The sequence below is a fragment of the Shewanella psychrophila genome (assembly GCF_002005305.1).
Taxonomy (GTDB): Bacteria; Pseudomonadota; Gammaproteobacteria; order Enterobacterales; family Shewanellaceae; genus Shewanella; species Shewanella psychrophila.
In genome coordinates, this window is record NZ_CP014782.1 from 3,446,455 (window position 1) to 3,467,995 (window position 21,541).

Annotated in this window: 10 protein-coding genes; 1 reads left to right on the top strand and 9 read right to left on the bottom strand. The window is 44.7% G+C overall.

Annotation, left to right across the window (positions count from 1 at the left end):
- Positions 1–12 precede the first annotated feature (12 nt).
- The 9 genes from sps_RS14885 to sps_RS14925 form a co-directional block, all read right to left on the bottom strand.
- Positions 13–351, bottom strand: a complete 339-nt coding sequence (locus sps_RS14885; protein WP_077753248.1) for a hypothetical protein — start codon at positions 349–351, stop codon at positions 13–15.
- 2 nt (positions 352–353) lie between these two features.
- A complete protein-coding gene (locus tag sps_RS14890; RefSeq protein WP_169915776.1) occupies positions 354–10,982 on the bottom strand; it encodes a SpvB/TcaC N-terminal domain-containing protein in 10,629 nt (3,542 codons plus the stop codon).
- 211 nt (positions 10,983–11,193) lie between these two features.
- Complete coding sequence (locus tag sps_RS14895; RefSeq protein WP_149027284.1) at positions 11,194–12,567, bottom strand: hypothetical protein; 1,374 nt, start codon at positions 12,565–12,567, stop codon at positions 11,194–11,196.
- Between the two features lie 606 nt (positions 12,568–13,173).
- Positions 13,174–16,425, bottom strand: a complete 3,252-nt coding sequence (locus tag sps_RS14900) for an efflux RND transporter permease subunit (protein WP_077753251.1) — start codon at positions 16,423–16,425, stop codon at positions 13,174–13,176.
- 36 nt (positions 16,426–16,461) lie between these two features.
- Entirely contained in the window at positions 16,462–17,664 is a 1,203-nt protein-coding gene (locus sps_RS14905; protein WP_335695428.1) for an efflux RND transporter periplasmic adaptor subunit, read from the bottom strand.
- A gap of 74 nt (positions 17,665–17,738) precedes the next feature.
- The gene (locus sps_RS14910; protein ID WP_077753253.1) at positions 17,739–19,082 is read right to left on the bottom strand and encodes a TolC family protein; all 1,344 of its coding nucleotides are present in this window, start codon (positions 19,080–19,082) and stop codon (positions 17,739–17,741) included.
- Between the two features lie 250 nt (positions 19,083–19,332).
- On the bottom strand, positions 19,333–19,866 hold the full coding sequence (locus sps_RS14915; protein ID WP_077753254.1) for a hypothetical protein: 534 nt from the start codon (positions 19,864–19,866) through the stop codon (positions 19,333–19,335).
- Between the two features lie 181 nt (positions 19,867–20,047).
- On the bottom strand, positions 20,048–20,248 hold the full coding sequence (locus sps_RS14920; RefSeq protein ID WP_077753255.1) for a DUF3012 domain-containing protein: 201 nt from the start codon (positions 20,246–20,248) through the stop codon (positions 20,048–20,050).
- A 160-nt stretch (positions 20,249–20,408) separates the two neighbouring features.
- Positions 20,409–20,774, bottom strand: a complete 366-nt coding sequence (locus sps_RS14925) for a SpoIIAA family protein (protein ID WP_077753256.1) — start codon at positions 20,772–20,774, stop codon at positions 20,409–20,411.
- Between the two features lie 255 nt (positions 20,775–21,029).
- Here sps_RS14925 and arfB point away from each other — a divergent pair, with 255 nt between their 5' ends.
- Complete coding sequence (gene arfB / locus sps_RS14930; RefSeq protein ID WP_077753257.1) at positions 21,030–21,446, top strand: alternative ribosome rescue aminoacyl-tRNA hydrolase ArfB; 417 nt, start codon at positions 21,030–21,032, stop codon at positions 21,444–21,446.
- Positions 21,447–21,541: the final 95 nt, after the last annotated feature.

Genomic DNA, 21,541 nt, shown 5'->3' on the forward strand with positions numbered 1-21,541 from the left:
TTTATTCCTTTTTTATCTCTCAACCCTATTGAAATAATACAAAGCACTCCATATAAAAGAAGTAGCAAAGTACAATAAATACCCTGAGACACCTCTCCAAGCGATAAACGAATACACGGCATAAATAGCTAAAACCAGCATGAAAGATGATATTAAACAAAACAACTTACTCAACTTCAAAATGCTCACAATCTGTTTAAAAGGGAGTGAAAAAAAACAAACAATAAGCCCGATGATGCCAAACCACCATAGTAATGTTGTTAATGCTATAAAAAAGAATGGTAAAGCAGAAACAGCAATCCCCAGCATTCCCATTTCACCATATAAGGTTCTATGTTCTAATTCATTCACTTCTAATTATTCCTTCCATCTAGATAAACTGCGGTTCCTGTTGTGGTACTGATTGAATCCAGAATTATACTTACTGGAACTCGTGCAGGGGCTGGCAAAACTCTAGGTAACATTTTTTGAGCGGCGAAACTAGCCCAGCTTATACCTAGAGCCGCATTATTATTTGTATTCATGTTCTGTAAATCATTATAATGAATATATGCATCTGTGCCGGCACTAAACGTGCCAAGACTCATTGAAGCATAAGCTAGTGGAGGTGCTGCTGGTGGTACAAATATGAGAGCACCCGAAGCTAATACTCCAAGACCTATTGATGCACCACCAGCAAAATCTCTCACGTTTTCCGAACTAGGTGCTGACACAGTCACATTGAAATCCACACTCAGAGCCATTCTCGCACTATCTATAACTTGATTGCCCATTTTTTGGAAGTACTCAGCTTCTCTTTGCAAAGCATTATATTTATTCACAGACCAACTCTGCGCCTGATTCAACAAGTACTGCATGGCCCCCATTCGCGCGCCGTTAGCAAACTTACCGCCACTGACCGCTGATGCTGTACCACCAATAATGGCTGAAGCCACTGTGCCTTTCAACACCTGTGATGCCTCTAGCCCACCACCGCCAGACAGGAAGACACCGCCTGCACCTTTAGTGACACCTGCGCTGAAGAAGCCATGACCAAACTTGCCTCCTTGCAAGGTCGACGACAGTCCACCGACCAGAGCATGGGCCCCTATCTGAGAAGCTGCCTGGCCCGCCGTCAGCATATTACCGCCAAACTTAACGAAGCCATCTTGAGCCCAAATTCCTGAGTCTATTGCAGCGCTATTTAATTTCCCCACCCCAGTAAAGTGCTCACCTATCCCCTGCAAGGCATAACCTGCTGCTGCGCTAATAGCACCGACTTTTAAGCCCGATGTCAGGCTACCTGTCGCGACAAAGGTCGACATGCCGTTATAAAGCGCGCTACACCAGACCTGACAGCCGGGGATCACGTTAAGTACCACGCTAACAACACTATTCAGCACAGGGACACTGTTCAGAAACTCATGAGCAAACCAGGCACCAGTGATCTTCATCACTCCTTTGAGAATAGACTTAAAGGAATAGCCACTTGGATCGGTCGCATTGAGCGGGTTGTTCAGTACGTAGCTATAGGCATTAAAGTTTTGCAGATTATCCGGTGCCTGAACCACAGGATCTGCTTGTAGCATACGCCCAAGTGCGGCGTCATACATACGGCCATTCATATGAATGATGCGTTTGTCGCCATCAAAATCTACTGGCTCATGTCCGGTATAACTGCGGGTATTAGGCGAGATATCAGCCAGTAGCACGGCTGACATGGCCGTATGCTCATAATGGGCGATACGATCCGCTTCGGTTGGCACTATTTCTGTTTGCTGACCGAAGACATCATAACTAAAGCGCTTGACCAATTTACCGCTGTCGTTGGTGATAGCGATAACAGAGCCTAACTGATCTTTATACAGCCAACGCAGCATGGCATTGCCATCTGCATAATAGGTCTGCATGGCATCACCCAGATAACGCTTGATGTAGGTCTGCGATTGGCCCGTGCTAGTCGCAGGCTTGAGCGTCAGCTCCAGATTACCGACATAGAAGATGGTGCCTTGACTGTCGGTACGCTTGAAACGATTGTTATTAGCGTCATAACTAAAGCGGGTTGTTTTATCGCCGACAGTGATCTCGGTAGCCTTATTGCGGCCACTGTAATTAAAGCTGCGCCACGCTGCTCCATCTTTTAAACCTGAGATCTGATTACCATTGGCATCATAACCATAGGTTTCTGTTGCCTGACCTAGTTTACTGCGACTGGTCACGCCATGAAGCGGTTTGTTATCGCCATCAAAACCTAAAGTCCAGCCATCTTTGTGTTTTAGGTTACCGTTATTATCATACTGGTAACGCTCCACGCCATTAACATGGGTGACCCGATTAAGCGCATCGTAGTCGAAGCTTTGCTCAGTGGAACTAGCGAAAAGGCGTGATGTTAGGTTGTTCATGCTGTCATGGACATACACATCAGTTTGCAGATGGTCGCCACTACTTATCCCATCTAATCGATTGGCAACATCGTAACTCAGGGTCATGGCCTGGTTACCCTTGTTGTACTCGGTTAGTAGGCCATTTTCATTGATGGTAACAATTTCATGATAGATACGTCCCGCTGTGCCTTCACGCGCTTCCTGCTGCTTAAGCACTTGGTTATTTTGATAGTGCTGACGCAGACCACGGGCTTCGACGAAAGTGCCATCACTCTTGCGGCGATAGTCGTCAAACTGTTGGAACACCCTGCCATATTGGTCAAACTGAGTCTGCTGTATCACACAGCGGCTGGCAATGGGATCGGCTAAGGTGTCATCCACCATTCGCAAATCGTTGTTAGCCGAGTTAAACACGGCCTTAGCAACACAGTTAGTAGTACCATCTAAGTTAGTGAGCGTGGCAACGCCGCGACCTAAGTTGTCATAGTAGAAATAACGACTCCAACTCCCCCCTGACCCATTGCCAATAGACTCTCTAATAAGCCGGTGCTTATTATCGCCAGAGCCATAAGCCCAGAACATATCCTCAGAGACAACGTCGGCGGTGCCAGTGACTTTTTGGTGTATTTTACGCCCCAGATTGTCGTAATAGACCTCAGTTATCACCCCGCGGGCATCGGTTTGCTTGGTGAGCTGACCTAATGCATCGTACTCATAGGTCCAATTACCACGGTTCTCATCCTGCATGCTGGTTTTACGGCCCAACTTGTCGTAGTCGATGTCGCTGAGCACACGATTATCGACACTGCTATGAACGGTATCCAGTGCGCCAAAGACATCATAGGTATACGTGAGTGTATTGCTCAGTTCATCGATAACCTGATACTGCTCACCTAAGGCGTTATAGACGGTACTCTTGCTTTGCTCACCGCCTGGAATATCGCCTGAAATACTACTCGTCTGTTGACGGCCACTAAAGCTATGGCTTGAACTAAGGCCGGTATTGTCCTCATTGGAAGAGATAACCCTGTCCAATGCATCATACTCGCTGGTCACTGGCACAAGACCCGGCGCAACGGCTGAGACTACGCGACCATATTTATCATAAGTCTGTTCATTAGTGTGCCAGTTACCCAATACATCTAGACTACTTTCCTTGTAACCACGACCCGCATCATCTATGTATTGTTTTTTCGACACCACACCATTAACCGATGTCTGCACCATGGTGTAACAATAACTGACCCCCTCGTCACAGGTTTTGTTCAGCTTACTCCCTTGTGCACCCGAGGCACCATAACGCGCAACCTCTGAACCAAAGGCATCAAATATCACCTGAGTTTCCACACCATCGGTGTTTTTCGCTTTGGTTACCTGCCCTAATGCATTACGGGTGATAGCTTCACTGGTGACGACACCATTGCTGGTCGACTTAATCACATAGCGGCCACTAGCATCATATTCGATGACACTGCTGCGGGATAACGCCGTTTGACAACTTGCATCGTTGTAGACGGTTTTATTGGTGAGGTTACCTAAGTCATCGTATTGATAATCGGTTGTCAGCTTAGTATCACAAGCCCCATCTGGCTCGATAATTTCCTGACTGATCATGCCATTATCAAAATATGTAAATTCACTGGTGCGCAGCTCACTCAACGCACCACGACTATGAGTCACAGTCGCCTTACTTAAACGACCAAAACGCTTGCTGGTATCGGTGCTGCCGTATTCGTTACTGCTGACTAGAGATTTTAAGCTAGCGGGTTTAAGCGCAGCAGTAAATTCATCTTCCATACTGACAAATGTCAGTGGATCACTAACATCATAATGACCCGTTTGAGTGCTAGTGACATTGGCAAACTCATCCTGCACCGTTATCAGTTGCTGACAGTTGAAAGCTGATGCTGTCACACCGGTACCCGAAATACTGTCCACTATCGCCTGACAGTCACGACTTTCCTGTTGATATACACTACGGACTAAGTGGTTAGCAGATATTTCACTTTCAGTGACAAGATAGCGATTTTCAGCCGCTGAGATCACCGTGCCATTGGCTCGTTTAATCGTACGAATAGGCATACCAGTCAAAGGAAATTGCTGCGCATATTCCGTCGTGGTGGTAAATGACACTCCTTGCTTATCTAACTGGGTAGTGATGGACGCGAAACCTAAATTACCACGTCCAAACTGAGCTCGCGCTCCGGCATAGCGGTAGCTGACCTTGACCTCTTCACTTGCGTATTGGGTTGGCGCATCGGTGGCCACCGACGCAACTAAAGTCCCTGTCCCGGTAATGTTCATAATACGGGTAGCAGCGCCTGTTACCGGTACGTCTGTGGGCAGACCACTGCCTTTACTGTACAGAGATTCATCGGTCATAGAGCCGTAACTGATGCGAGTTTCAATGCCTGAACCTGTAGTGACGGTGTCCATTAGCCCAGGGTGAATAACCCGATCTCCTGCGCTATAAAATACCAATGAATTATAGGCATTACCTGGAGAGTCATGCTTATAGACAAAATCCAGACGTCCATCATTATCGGCATCGGCAAACATGCCATATTCAACACGGCGATTGGCGGGATCAGTCATCCCATCATCAGGCGGGCTAAAGGTCCAATCAGAGAGTGCGGGGAGTAACTTTTCAAAGCCCCCTGTCATAGGTGCAAAAGCGGTATATGATTCTGAATTAGTCCATTCGTAACGGTACCATTTTTGGTCATCGTCATTATGGAATACCAGTTCAATTCTGCCATCACCATCTAAATCCACTAAGATTGGGGTTATTGAACTATTAAGCTGAGTTGCGCTGGTAAAGTCTGTGCCGATAGCAAAGTAGTAGCCAGTATTAATATGATACTGCCAACGATTAGTTTCCGTATTGTAAACAACAATATCAGTTAAGCCGTCACCATTAATATCAGCGGCTAGTGCATGCTTACCCTTAACAGCAATCTTTTGATAGAACTTAGCTTGATAGGTATCACCTATAGATGGCGGGCAATAACTACCATCCACAAATGTACCTCTATCTGTTCTCCTGTTATCTATTGAACAAGGATTTTCACTCGCAGGCACAAAAGTAGAGGTATAAAAAATTAACTCTGACCCTTCGGCACCGCCACAATTATCACCGCAATCTTTCCAACCCATTAAATCGCCAATGCCATCACGATTAATATCAACACTCTGCCATCCAGATTTGATATTCAGCTTATGGTTGTTATATCCAGAGAGAATAACTTTTACGGGTGAGTTATAACTAGCGGTATTGTTATCCCATCCGCGGATATAGATCCTATCATCTATGGTTTCAACAAGATCGTTATAACCATCGCCGTCAAAGTCTTGTGGTCTAAGATTTAGACCGACACTGATGTCTCCCGTTAATGGTAAACTTGTTGGCTCAGATAAGCTGCCATCAGATAACACATCTATTTGAATCCACTTGGCATCTGAACGATTATTGGATTTATTGATTAGGAACTGCAGTAAACCATCACCGTCAGGATCTGTCGGAACTAAGCGAGTATTAAAGTCGGCTTCGTCATATCGATCGAAAACTTGGCAAGCTTGAGTTGGGTTGACGTGACTACCCACACACAACTTAACTTTGACACCGTTCACTTGAGTTAAGGTGACCACCTCATTAATACCATCATTATTGGTATCCATGATCATAGCCTGCCTTAGCATACTGCCACTGCCTGTATTTAATACTTGTCTACCCGACATATCATTGAAATCGTGTGAAAACACATCACGATAGGTAAACATAACAGGCTTCTTACAAACGTTCCCTAAGCCACACTCACGAATAGAGGTTAACTGGCGCTGACCAATACCATTGACTTTAAATGAGAACTTATACTCACGAACTTTTTCACCATCATGGTTATAAACAGAGACACCTTTAAGATCGGCGCGTTGCGCATACCTTTGGTCTTCGATATATCCCGCACTCTTTGTTGTGCCGTTAAATTCGTAATCAAGCTCTACTCGATTACCACTGTAAGTTATCTCAGAGAGTACTTTCTCGTTTTCACCCAAGCCTTCTTGATACTGATAGACAATTTGATTACTTGTTTGACGTAAATTATCTTGTGACTGACTCAATAACCAGGTCTGCGTCACTTCTACTGGGTTAAATAAACCAACGAAAGCCAACACTTTACTGTTATCACTATCACCATAAGTGCTTAAGCTTTTATCTTTACCTTCGACGGTAAAGGAATCATTACTTTGGTAAGTAATCAGTTGTTGGTTATTGACTTCTGTTACATAGGTTGAACCTGGCTGACCTTCTGTGCCTGTTTTCAGCAGCAGACGCTGTCCGTCAAGACAGAAGTGATCATTATCATTAAATTTGACAGGTTTATTGAAGCCATCTACCAACTTACTACTACCACAACGGCTAATAATTGATTGCCCTTGTAAGTTCCAACCAACACCTGCAAGACCTTCACCCGATTGGCTGTTATAGGCTAAACCTAACTGAGGAGCAACACCTGCAATACCAGTAGGTAACGCGAATGGCAAAGTGTAACTGGCTGCGCCCGCTTCGGTTACCCTAAATTCACCAGCGGTTAAACCAAATTCGGCAGAAGTAACTATTTCATCTAAAGAAGGCCCATCGAATTGAGCCGTGTATTCAGGCGCAGCTTCAGGTTGAACACCAGCTTCGACAATACTGTCACCAACATCAACGCTGGCTTGGTTTGACCATTGACTACATATCTGAGAGTGGATACAAGCTTGCACCTGATAAGTGTAATTACCGCTAACTTTCAATAGGCCGTAATTATTAGCCGAATAATCAGTAACCAACACAGCATCGGCTTGATTATTGATACTTTCAGAGATGCGATAATAGACCGAACGCGCACTATCGGGTGAACTCACAGTTTGCCAGCTTAGGGAAAAATCACCCATCTGTGGCTCTGTAGCATTCAATACTGGCTCATCAATAAGCAGATCTCTTGGATCTAACGGGTTATATCCAAGTTCAATTTCAACGGTATCTAGGACGCCATCTCTATCAGAATCTATATTTTCATTGCAATTACAATGATCGTAAAACACTTGAGTGACCAGCGCGATAGCATTAGCACTATAGGCAAAGTAATCCTCTGTTTGTATCAACCGATAAGCCACCTCACTTCTGGGGTGACCAAGTTGTAATAAGTTTACCCATTGCGCCCGAGTGAGATCGCCTGCCGATGCTTTGTCATTCTCTGATGGAAACAGATTCGTAAACAACTTATCGATAAACATCTCTGCTGAATCTGCTGTCGGGAAACGCATCAAACCTGAATCAGAACCCAGGAAGGCCGCGGTGATCTCATTTTCCCTCATACCTTGCCAATAGGCATAGGCAAAGAAGGTGAGTTCAGCACGAGTAGGCGAACGCCCGAGTAGACCATAGAACAAGCCAGCAAAACTACGTAGTGGAACATTGGCATCTTCTGGGATCTGCCAATCCGTTAATTCATCGAGGTTAGATTTGATCAACGAGCTATCGATATCTTGCCAACGTAATGCAAATGGACCTAACGCCTGACGATTAATGATATGCAATTGATCATCTTCAGTAGTGATGTGCATGTCACCATTAGTGAATATCTTAGGCTGCTGCTTTACACCGGAGACCAGTGGATACATGAAATGCTCTTCGCCAGTCTCGGCATTGAGTGCATACAGGCCACTAACATCATTACCACCATTGGCTACTGCGCCGACATAGAGGAGTTTTCGTAACTGATTATTGTTATATTGATCAGCCTCGTTCAATAATTGAGCCTTTGCATATACCTCACCACGAATACGGGTTTGCCAGAGAATATGCGGACCAGGAGTTTGATTTATCTGACCTAACTTGTACACGTACCTATTTGTTGCGCCAACATAGATAATGTCATTAGCATTGATATCTTTATCCAGCGTTGGAGCGGCCTTGAGCCTCACCGCTTCCGGCGTGCCTGATGGCAAGGTAAAGGGCCAATTAGTGAGGTTATTACCGTCTTTCAGTGCGTGTACCGATTGACCGGCACTGACATAAACCACACCTTGAGCACTGACAGTTGGACTGGCTTCGATAAGATCGATATATTCACGATCACTGCTGCCCGTTTTATCAAATTCGATACTGGCATGACCAACGGCATTATTGACTCTCAATCGTAGCCCACCATTATCTAGCCCGGTGAGCACATCGCTGCTAGGCGTAAAACGATATTGAGTACTACTGTCTCCAGCCGATTTATAAACAGTAAAACTAAAGGTTTCTGCACTATTACGTATCTGCACATTAGCTGAGAGCAGGCCGGTCATTCCCAAGCCTTCAAAAAGGATCTCCGCAGGTTTACTCACGGTGGCAGCAAGATAAACAGCACTGTGTATATAGGGCACTTGATGATTTACGGTTAATACTTGTCCATTACTACAAATATTATTAGCATTACAGGCTTTGATTCTGTAACTGACATCACCTGGAGACAGCGTAACCACTCTGTATTGGGTTGCATCTGCATTAAGCTGAATTGGAGTCCAATCGTTATTGCTACCAGGTTGGCCTATTTTGCTCTCCAACACATAGGACTTCTCAGCTGCAACGCTATCGTTAAACCATTTAAGATCATAAGCGTCATTTACAGTCAAGGACAAGCTAGGATCAAAACGGGTAAACCCTGCATCTAAGTCGGGAATATTAACGGTAACTTGTGCACATTGACTACCTGTGCCTATTGGTCCATCACCATTGGGGTTCGTTGCACGAGCACAGTAGCAGTAGCTAGCATTTTGAAAATATGACTCTTTCTGGAGCACGATAGTCGGTGACGAAGTTCCCCCTTTGAAAAGGCCAGTTTGAGCAGAACTTGGGCAAGCTGTATATTCAAACCATTCATACTTATTTGCATTAGCAACATTTGTAGCATTAAGCGCTATACGACCATCTGTTGTGTTACCAGGGCCTGTTACCACTGGTGAGCTGCTAGGCGGCGTGATATCAAGATTAAATATTATAGGTACTGACCAGATCTGATTACTATTCCCATCTATCAGCTTAAATTTAAATTGATAATTTGCTACGTTACCTAAGGTAAAATTAAGCGAAAAATTTTGTGGAATAGAATTCTGAAGAGTCGATACCAGTGCATCATTAGCATATAATTCAACTTTAGTGACAGGATTATTATCATTGCCAATTTTATTGTACGCCCCTTTAACTGACACAATAGTACCGGGGTAATTAGCTCCCACCACACTAGGCGCTGAAACAGTATAGGTGCCGTATATGCTGCGAGTGACACTATGATTTACGGCTGCATTAATGCCATCAGATGCATAAGCATAGAAGTCATATTGCCCTGTTGAAAAGTTGCCTGAACTCAGAGGTAGATTAATTGAACAAGATAAACTGCTACACGATTTAAGACTGATTTTACAACTTGCTTTACTGACACCTTTTGGACCATAACAGATCTGCAACTGACCAGCATTTGATTCAGCTGTAAGCGTTATAGTATTACCAAGCACAAAGCTACCTGTAGTACTCATTTTTACAGTAGGCGCTGCGATAACTTTCACTGTCGAAGGAAGTGATTTCGTATATGCACTTGTTGTGCTATCGGAGACCTCGGCCCATAGTGTGTAACTACCAGCTGCAGTAAATGTTTTTGAATAGCTACATTTGGCACTTGCACCATTATCGAGTAAAAAACACTGATCGCTAGTGTTACTATTGTCACTAATAATTTGAGTGCAATTATTGGTGGTACCATTGGTTGAGAAACACCAACGGATCATATTGATTTTATTACTGCTTGCTGTATCACTATCTGTGGCAGTAGCGATTAAATTAACACTTTGACCTGGACCTATTTTGGCTTTATCTAATGAAACCGTCACTCTGGGGGCTGTATTTGTTTCTTTAACCGTTATTTTTCCAAACACCCTTCCAGTAAGATTGAACTCGTCTGTCACTAGTGCTTCAAGGGTGTGAACACCAACTATAGATTGGCTATTTGTAACTTGGAATTGGCAGACTTGTCTATAAGCTGTATTGACCGAACACTGAGTAACATCCGGCATCCAGTATGGCCACGAGTTACCTACAATGACGAAAGGAACTTTCTTTAACTTGCCTGCAGGATCATCGACGCTAACCGTAACCTCTGCAAGCTGCCCCCTTTCAACCATGATATTGGAGTTTGATAACGTGACTGTTGGCGCTTGATTTTTATATAGGGTTACCCTTTTCTGTGACAAATAACTATGATACCGCTGCCAATTATCAATCTGATTTTCCCATTCATACTCATGTGTTCTGATTATATATTTTATGAAATAATCACCATACACACCATTGAGAAGCTCTTGGTCTATTTTTAACATTTTTATACTTGTCGATGATTTTGGAATATCTATTGTTTTGATCAATGTATTATCAAGCGTACAAATTTGAACCTTAATGTCTCTTAATTCCGTGTAGTTCATATGATTTCGAGAATACTCAAAGGCACTTGCTTCAACCGTCCAAAACTGCTTTACAACTGAAGTCCCTTCAAGAATCGATACGTGCTCATCATAATTATAAGCACCGGGAGATTCCGACATTGATATACACTGCGCAGCTTGCGAAGTTGAAGTAAGAATAAAGTAACTTAACACACCGATCATCTTAATTAATCTGGAAGTATTTATGTGTTTAAACTCAATCTTATATACCGTATTTCTACTTCCCTTCAAAAAAGGCCGGCTCACCGATTTACATAGAGATTTGACGACTTCACAGCAATAAAACCAATATCCACTTTGAAAATTCATTTTATTTCCCCTCTTCCTGAGTTAAAGACTTAGTCCATTGAACTTCTAAACTTGATGGACTTTCAGCATCCGATGCTGAACTTGAGGAAAACAGTGACATTGTTTTTTTCATCATTCTGTTAACTAAATTTGGCGAGGAGGGAATGTTTAAGGCAATAATCTGCTCTTTCTTTGTTCTGATAATAAAGCCTGCACTGGTTTTATCTATTGCAGGGGTCGTTAATATTGCGTCCCCCTGTAATAATGGAACGGAGCCAAGCGCTCGGTATGAATCAGCAGTAAAGTTTAAACTACTCACTTCATAAAGTGCCCCCCTTGTATCAAAGGCAAACAATCTATCTTCCAGCAAGAGTGGCGCAGCAACGATACCTAGTAGATTTTCTGTACTACCCGGCTTTTTGGTAAAGCATGCAATTGAATCTCCATTGATATCGACTTTACATAAACGTCCAGTACCATCTAATGAGCTCATGCTAAAAAATAACTCATTTGTATCGCGCTTTAACACAGGTTGATTAGCAACGAGGCCATCAAGCACCAGTGTCCATATGACCACTCCATCATTCGACACTCTGGATAACTTATTATCTTGTTGGGGAATAATATTTAAATCTGAGCCATCTATTAATCTTGTTGATAATAGGGCTCTCTCTATCGGGAGCATCTTTTGATTATTACTCTTTACTAATTCCAGTAAAGGCTGTGTATAAGTATCTTGCTTTGGAGTCGCGCGAAAATCTGGTATTACAGCGGTAGGTGAAACAATTAACTTCTGACTATACGATTTACCGAAGCTCGTCGCTTTTAAGGTAAATTGAGTAAATTGGTTAATGGTAAATGCTTTCTGTCCTTGGCCCACATAAGTTGTATACCTGTGCCCTTTATTGCTTGTAATCTCTATTTTTACTGCAGAAGACACATTCCACGATAAAGCAACCTGACTTCCCTGCGAAACAGCATCAGCCGACTTACTAAACTGGCTTATCATTAATTCGCCACTCACGATGTTATTTACTGTTCGCCAATCTGAACAGCCGTATCGATCACAGGCACTCACACGAAAATTAGGGCCATTGTTAATCGATGTCTGATATGAATTAGTTGAAATGCTGTCGGAAAGGAGTGCCCACGCTCCGTTAACTAGGTGTTCAACCTTGTAACGCGCTGCACCACCATCAGCATTCCACTCTAAAAGATATTGGTTACCACTTGCTTTAATTGATAAAGATGGTGGCAGAGCTGGCTGCCTATCAATAGGGATAAAGATAGTGATATCCCCTACAGATATAGGCGCATAGGCTTGTTCGAAAGTCTCAGAAGAAACATTGAAACTGATAAAAAAGAAAAGAAAAAGGGCAATCCATTGTCTGGTCATAGCTTTATAACTCAACATATCCGTATATTAAAAACAGCAAAGCAAGTGCGCAATCTACACCTTTCTCAACCAAAATAAAACATCTTGTTACACCAGTAATACAAATGAATCATAAGCTTATTCTAAAAACAGTAATTGAAATAGCCAAAAAAGAGACAAAGGATCTAAATAAAGGTCAAACAGCAGGGGATTAAACTAACAAAACTCATTAGGCGACATTTTATAATATTATTTATTCAGATAATTTTTTGATAGATACAGGTAGGAAATGTGGGATAGGTTGTAGATATCACTTTTTTGTTAACCGTTTCATTGTTAACAAATTTGCTTAATCTCTTTTTAAAAAAGCGCGGCGTCCTGCCGCGCGTACTAAATCGACTTGTTTGAAGAGAAATATTGAGAGTTATCAGGTTAGACAGTGGTTGAATAACATAATAAACCCATTACTTCCCTTCTATTTAACGCTCTTTACAGAGGTAAGCAAGTGAACGTAGCTAAATATAAGGTGCGACGGCAGACTAACGCTACGCACCTCATTTCTTCCACGAGAAAGAAGACCCTCCATGTCGGTTAAAAATTTCAAACTAATTTAAATATAACTAGTTGTTAATTTTGAGTTTCCTCTTTCTGGTATATCCAACGATACAGGGTCGGCAATACCAGTAGTGTTAGCGCCGTCGAGCTAAACAAACCACCGATAATCACCACAGCCAAGGGCTGCTGAATCTCACTGCCTACGCCAGTTGAGATCAAGATAGGGATAAGTCCCAATGCCGAGGTCAATGCCGTCATTAATACCGGACGCAATCGACCTACAGTGCCTTCATACACGCTGGTATAAAGGCTTTCACCTTGACCAATAGTGCCTGTCGCTTCTCGCAACGCCTGTTGGCGCCTCTGGTTAATCGAGTCCACCAACACCACGCCATTAAGTACGGCGACACCGAACAAGGTGATAAAGCCAATGGAGCTAGGTACCGAGAGATAAGTTCCGCTGACAAACAATGCAACCACACCACCAATTAAGGCTAACGGTACGTTCGCCATGATTAGGGCAACTTGCTTGAGCGAACCGAACGAGAAGAACAGCAACAAGGCAATTAAGCCGATAGAGATAGGCACAACTAACATGAGTTTCTGCTGAGCACGCTGCTGGTTCTCATACTGACCGCCAACCACGACGGTATAGCCTGCAGGTAGCTCAGCCTGAGGGATCACGGCGTAAATATCCTTGACCACAGAGCCCATATCACGACCTGAAACGTTAGCCTGCACCACTACACGGCGCTGCACATCGTCGCGACGAATGTTCGGCGGCGCCATTTCGACCTCGACGCTGGCCACTTCACCAAGGCGCACTGTAGCACCGTTGACACCATTGAGAATGAGATCTCTCAAGGCATCGGGCGAGCTGCGATATTCTTCTGCAAGACGCACATTGATATCGTATCTGGCATTGCCGTCAATCACTTGTCCGGCGCTTACACCACCGATCCCTTGACTAACCAGGCTCATGATTTCATCGACACTGATACCATAACGCGCCAATAGATCGCGCTTAGGCCTCACAACCAGCTGAGCCTCACCACTGACCTGCTCTAATGAGACATCCACCGCACCAGGAATGTTAGATACCAGCTCAGTAAGACGCTCACCACTTTCAGAAAGTACATCTAAGTCAGGGCCAAAAATCTTAATTGCCAGCTGAGCTTTTACCCCTGATAACAGTTCATCGACACGGGTTGCGATGGGTTGTGAGAAGGTAAACAGCAAACCTGGATAGATGCTGAGTTTCTCCTCCATCTTACGTTGTAGCTCGATACGGGTTTCCGCATGCTCCCACTCATCAATGGGCTTAAGACCTATATAGATCTCGATATTACTCACAGGCTCAGGGTCGCCGCCAAGCTCTGGCGCACCTATACGACTCAAGGCGTAGTCCACTTCAGGAAACTCAAGCAGCATCTTCTCAAGTTTAGGCGCAACATCGATAGAAGTGCCAAGGCTAGCGGTTGGCGCAAGAGTCACACGCAAGTTAATGGTGCCCTCTTCCAGTTCTGGTACAAACTCTGTGCCTAATCTAGGCAGCAAGGCCATGCTGAGAACAAACAAGGTCACAGCAGTTATAACCACAGTTTTAGGACGCGCCATGGTCGTCGTCAACAAGCGACGGTAGACAGACTCGATAGGCTTAAGTACCGCACTCTCTCTAAGGGTAATACCACGTTTAAACATGTATACAGCTAGAGCGGGTACAGCAACCAGTGCCACTACTAGGGCCGACAACATGGCTAAGATGATACTCACCGCCATGGGCTGGAACAGCTTACCTTCGACACCTTCTAGGGCGAACAATGGCGCAAATACCACTATGATAATGGCCGTTGCGAAGAAGATAGGACTACAGACTTCCTTCGCCGCCAACATGACACGCATGCCTATGGCAGACGATGTTTCGCTATGGGCCGGTGTCCCTTCGCCATCTTCTCCCGCATGATAGGGATCGTTTTCACCATCGGCGCGACCGCGGGCATCACTAAGGTGCTGCCTATCGGGCTGTGTCAGATGTTTGAAGATGTTTTCAACCATCACTACTGAGCCATCCACCAGCATACCAATAGCCACCGCCAGTCCACCTAATGACATCAAGTTGGCCGACATACCAAAATATGACATCACCATCAGCGCTAAGCCGATAGAGACAGGAATAGATAAGAGCACCAACAGTGTCGCTCTGATGTTCACCAGAAACAGTGCTAAGATCACCACAATAAATACGAATGCCATCAAGAGTGCATCACGTACTGTGGTGACCGCCTGATCGACAAGATCGGCTTGATCGTAGAACACCTCGAAGGTCACACCATCTGGCAGAGCCTGTTCAACCAGTGCTGTACGTGAGTTGATATCATCAATCGTCGCCTTAGTATTGGCGCCCATACGTTTTAGGATAACGCCAGCAACAACTTCACCCAGCTGTTGAGGCTGACCCGCCTCATCACGGCGTGTCATGGTCACAGCGCCGACACGAATTTCACTGCCGTAATCAACATTGGCAATATCGGCAACACGTACCGGCGTACCCGCCACTTCTGTTAACGGGATCTGTCGAATTGCACTCAGTCCGGCATCACCTGCAGGCAGTAAACCATAGCCACGAACAACGAGTTGTTCCTGACCCTGATCCATAAACCAGCCACCCGCGTTGCGGTTATTACTTTCGAGCGCGGTAGTCACCTGCTCCATGGTCAAGCCATAACTAAGTAACTTGTTTGGATCTATCTGCACCTGATACTGGCGTACATCACCACCAAATGAGAGTACTTCGGTCACACCACCAACAGGCATCATGATGAGCTTAACTAAGTAATCGTTGAGACTACGAAGCTCGCTGGCATCTATGCCCGATTCAGGTTCGGCGCGCAGAATATATTGATATATCTGACCTAGACCTGAGGTGTTAGGGCCGATTTCTGGCACACCAATACCATCGGGGATCATCTCTCGAGCCGCCTGTAACTGCTCAAAAACCTGCTGACGAGCAAAGTAGATATCAGTGCCTTCGGCGAATACCACAGTCACCAGTGACAGACCGGTACGAGAAAGTGAACGTACCTCAGTCACCGAAGGCAAGGCGTACATGGCCGACTCAACTGGATAACTGATTAGCTTCTCGACTTCTTCAGCCGCTAAACCTTCGGCCTCGGTATTAATCGTGACCTGTACATTAGTAACATCCGGAAAGGCATCCAGATTCAATTTAGGTAACATGGCCACACTGGCTATCGCAATAGCAATAAGCGCCAGTACCACCATGAGTCGGTTGCGAATAGCAACCTCAATAAGTCTCTGTAACATAAGAGAGTTCCTTAACTTTTAAGAGAGTGTGGTTGCTTAGTGGTTATGTATGTCGAAGCCGGACTTAGCCTGCTCTGAGGCTAAGAAAAATGCCCCTGATACCACAACATTACTGCCAGGCGTTAGGCCACGAACTAAGTTCATGCCACGCTGGCGCTCAACCACTTCGACCTCTACTGCCTCGAAGCCATCTTCATCCTGAATAAATACCTGCCAGTCACCATCGCCGCCACGAGTCAATGCCGCATCGGGTAAGATCACCCCGCCTTGGACTGAACTTGGTAAGTACAACTCGGCAAATTGTCCGGCATGAATAACATGGCCTGGGTTTTCTAGGCTTACTAAAATCTGTTCGGTGCGAGTCACGCTGTTAAGCTCATGTGAGCGACCTATGATCTTAGCTTCTAAAGTTCTGTCACCCACACGAACCAATGCCTTGCTACCGATACTGATATTTTCAGATTGTGCCGGGGTTACCTGTGCTTCTACCCATAGATGTGACTCATCGGTCAGCTGCATGAGCGCGGTACCCGCGGTGATCACTTGACCTAAGAAACCGATATCTTGCTGCACTCGGCCATTAATCGGTGCTAATAATTGATAACTACCGATAGTGCTTGGATTGGACTCCAGCTTAGCTATCTGAACTGGCGTCATCTTCATCGCTTCTAAGATTGCACGTTTGAGCTCAGCATCGACCTGCGCCTGCAAGCGACGGCTAGCGCTGACGGCGCTCTTACCCATGCGTTTTACCCGGCTCCACTCAGCCTCGGCATTAATATAATCGGCCTGTGCCTGAGCAACGGCGACGCCGCCTAAAGTTAATAAAGGCTCGCCTTTACTAACCTCTTGACCTGGCACAACATGGCGTTCCAATACGCGCACATCGACTTGCGGTGCCAAGGCCATGGTTCTATCTCTGTCGACCACAAGCGTTGCCGTGGCTACTGCTTCTAAATTAAACGACTCTTCAGACAGTTGCATCACTTCAACCCCCGCAAGGGCTTGCTGCTCAGCGGTTAACTTAAGTGCATGATCTTCTCCGCTCTCCTCTGCTGCTGGAGCCTTAGCTGTTTCTGTTGTTTCGGCGCCGTGATCATGGCCTTCCCCGGCAAATGCTGTCGAAGGAGTGACAACTGCTGCGGTTAAGGTCATTAAAAATGCAAAACTCATGGCTCTTGCAAGCGCATTCAAATGAAAGGGTGTTGCTAGTGTCTGTGTTTGTTGTTGGTTTTTCATATCTGTATTCATGCTCTTAAATCTATTTTTTATGCTTTTACTTTGTATGTTCATAACAAGCGTTCCCATCTGAATTAGTGCTGAGCTGAAGAGCCGTTTTGGTCGGCGCCTGCATGATTAATCTCTGATAAGCCGGGCAACTGAGCATTTAAATATGTCTCCAGTTGACCACTCGCGCCCATCCATTCAAGCCAGCTGGTATAAAGGGCTGTCTCTAAGGACAAACCTGCAAGATAGCTAGTAGAAAGTTGACGTTGGCTTTGTAAATACACACTGGTTTCTATGTCTCCGGCGCGCCATTGCTGCGCAAGACCCGATGCCGCTTCGTGGCCAGAGTTCAGTACTAATTCACGCCAATCCTGATAACGCTCAGTAAGCCTTGGCATAGCAAGATAAAACTTTTGCTGTTGCTGCTTGAGCACGCGTTCTTGAGCCAGATAGGTTTGCTCTGCAATGGCTATCTCTTGACTAGCCACCGCTAAGGTATCGCTATAGTTATTACGGATCTGCAAGGGGATAGAGAATCCGACACCGACCTTATTTTCAACGCCTTCGCGCTCAGCACTTAGGCTAATCGTTGGGTCGGCAGATGTATCAGCTTTAACTTGATCGGCACTGAGCTTAGTCAGCATGACTTGTTGATAAGCACTTTTAAGTGCCGGCAATTCAGGGTCAATTTGCATCGAAATAGTGGGAACTCTCAATGAACCGATAAAACCACTAAATGCTGTTTCACTATTACCCAACAGTATCAATACACTGGCATCAGCCGAGATAGAGTCTTGTTCGGCAAGAGCATATTCTGCGGCGCGACTGGCAACATCCAGCTGCACCAATTGCAAGGCTACTGACGAAAGGTCACCCACCTGTAATTGCTGCTTAGCGATATCCAGAGAACGCTTGGCCGAAGCTAGCTGTTGCTGCTGAAAATTAAGTGCCTTACGGCTTTGGGATTGCTCTACTAACGCTTGAATCACGTTCGCCAGCATCTGGCTGCGCTCGAGTGTGATATCTGAGAGCAAAATTTCAGTTTGAAGTTGAGCAATACGTGTTGCCGCGCCGCGCTTATCGCCCCAATCTATGGTCTGACTGATGTCCAGACTATAGGTATCGTCGGTGGCATTTTGATAGTTCATCCCCAGCTCAGGATTATAAATGGCTTGATCAGCCGCTTGAACACTGAGCTTGGCTTGAGTACGCCTGGCTTGTTGAGCTGCAACCTCAGGCAAGGCGTTGAAGGTTTGCATCAAATCAGGTAGCCAGGTCTTGAAGCCCTCTCTACCATTCTGGGTGAACATTGCTTCACTGCTATTGAGTGTGCTGCCTGTTTCTGTCGAATCGAGGTTTGCAGCCTGAACTGGTATTAGGCCACCGGTAAAGTAGGCTAATAACAGACTGGCTATTATGGTCTTTTTCATCATATATCCTATCCCCAAAGCCACATCTTGAGACAATACCTGTGCTGCACTTAAGCCGAATCTCAATGTGATCACGGACAGATGTTTGCAGTCAGATTATTGCAGGTCTAACAGAGTGCTTTAGGGTTAAATCATAGCTAAGAACCTCATGGCTAAAGCCAGAAGATCTCACTTACTTTAAAATGAGTAAATCATGATTTTTACTTGCAATGGACAGATAGCTTAGCGCTATTTAGAGCAAGTATAGGTGTTATACGATTGGAGGGCGATAATCGGGTAGAGACTCTGGGGGTAAGTAAGCACTAACCATAGCAACGAGTTCATCGCTAACAGGAACTGATGGCTCAGTCGATAGGTTGGTCATTACCGTAGCATGGCCACCATGACACTGGCAGTCTAAGCAAAGGTCGAAAAGTTTAATTTCGGTCTTACTAATTTGATGGCTATGCGGCTCTGTAACAGATGCTGTTGAGAAAGAGTCATCGAAATTTGCAGCTAAGTAGCCATTGGTGACAAACTCACCATCGCCAACAGTATCATCACAGCTATCTGGTGCAGTACTTGAATCGTCAAAACTTAAATCAGAACATGTTGTACATTGCTCCATCTCTACCGTTGTGACTTGGGCAGTAAACTGAACATGGGGATGGTTGGCAGGCTCTTCGTCATGGCTACCAAGATGCAATTGATGCTCGCCCATGTTGCCACCTGCAAACTGCAGAAGCACAACGGCGATCATCGCTAGAGCGATCTTGTGAGTGAATTGACGAAAATAATACTGCAAAGAATGCCTTATTTATTCAAAGAATTGTCAAAAACGAAATTAAGAGTTAGAAGCTAACTTCTAATCGTCTGACCCACATTGTAATCGAAAGTTCAAAACTGACAATACTTAATACCTAAGTGTTTTTGTAAAGTATTGTCAGAATCACATTGTTACAGCCTAGAATTATTTATACAGCCTGTTACTTAAACACACAGTGCTTAGCGTAATCAGCCGCTTCGTTGGCAGTCCAATCACCTTTATCTTTTTCGCTCATCTGCTTACACCACTTGTCGCTACCGACCTCAGGTGCACAGCCGCTAAGCCCTAGGGCAAAGATAGCCGCTAATGAGATTGCGCCCAATTTAACTAAAGTGCGACTAACTGTATTAGATGAAGACATGGTATTTTCCTTTAAAATTTTATTGCCACCAGCACTTCCTTCACTGACAGCGGTCGAAATGTAATTAATGAGTAAAATAACCGTTTTAGCTTGTGACCCTGATTATTAATACTCATCAAAGTAATTCAATTGATGTGCTTAAACCCATAACCGTTCAAATTTATTGGCTCTGACGTAACGCTATCCAGTCGGCTGCGAGCTGCTTTTCCTCTAGAGGAAACCAAGTGACTTCAGCCTGCATAAATGGCCCCAGCAGTTTCACTGCATTACCAAACCAATCGGGTCCACCGACAAGTACCAAACCATCAAACTTAGGTAACTGAACTTCACCACTGCCAGACAAAGATTGAGAGTCCCAACCTTCTAACAGGACATCGGCTTCGATGTAGAGACAAACTTTACCTGTTTGCACATGGTAGTCATCGATTAGTGGCTTAAGCTTCTGTTGATAATCTGAGGTCGACAAACGCCCGCTTGCGAAAAGGCTTATAACCCCGTCAGCAATGTCTGGGATTTTGCATAGCATAGAGAAACTCCGAACAAATATGAACAGCAAAACTGTAGCTTACTGTTGAATGGCCTAAATCATATCAGATCACTCAATGCAGAATAAATCGATATTCGATTATCTTCTGTTAATATGGCTGACTTAGTTAACGCTACTTTCAAATAACGACATCATTCTACTATGATCAAAATCTCTAACAGTGTATCTCTTCAAGACAATGTTAATATGGTTGGTAATGTTAATGCTACTTTCAAATAACGACATCATTCTACTATGATCAAAATTTCTAACAGTGTATCTCTTCAAGACAATGAAATTGAGTGGCAGTTTATACGCGCGAGTGGCGCTGGCGGCCAGCACGTCAACAAGGTCTCTACCGCAGCGCAGATCATCTTTGATATTAACGCTTCCTCTCTGCCTGACTTTTACAAACAAGCCCTGTTAAAACGCGCCGATCATCGCATTACTAAGAGCGGTAAGATCATTATAAAATGCCAACAAAGCCGCAGTCAGGACTTTAATCGCCAAACAGCACTTGAACAGTTTATCGAACTGGTTTCCAGTGTAGCCATAATGCAAAAAAGACGAGTAGCCACTAAGCCTACCAAGGGAAGCCAACGCCGCCGCGTCGATGCGAAAAAGCAAAAAGGGGCCACTAAAGCCTTGAGACGCAATAAGTCAGACTATTAAAAAATCTTAGGGTTTGAAGCTAAGACGATGGCCTTCGGCCTGTCGCTTCACAGACGGCTTCGCCTATTAGACGGACTGCGTCCTGAATTGTCTGT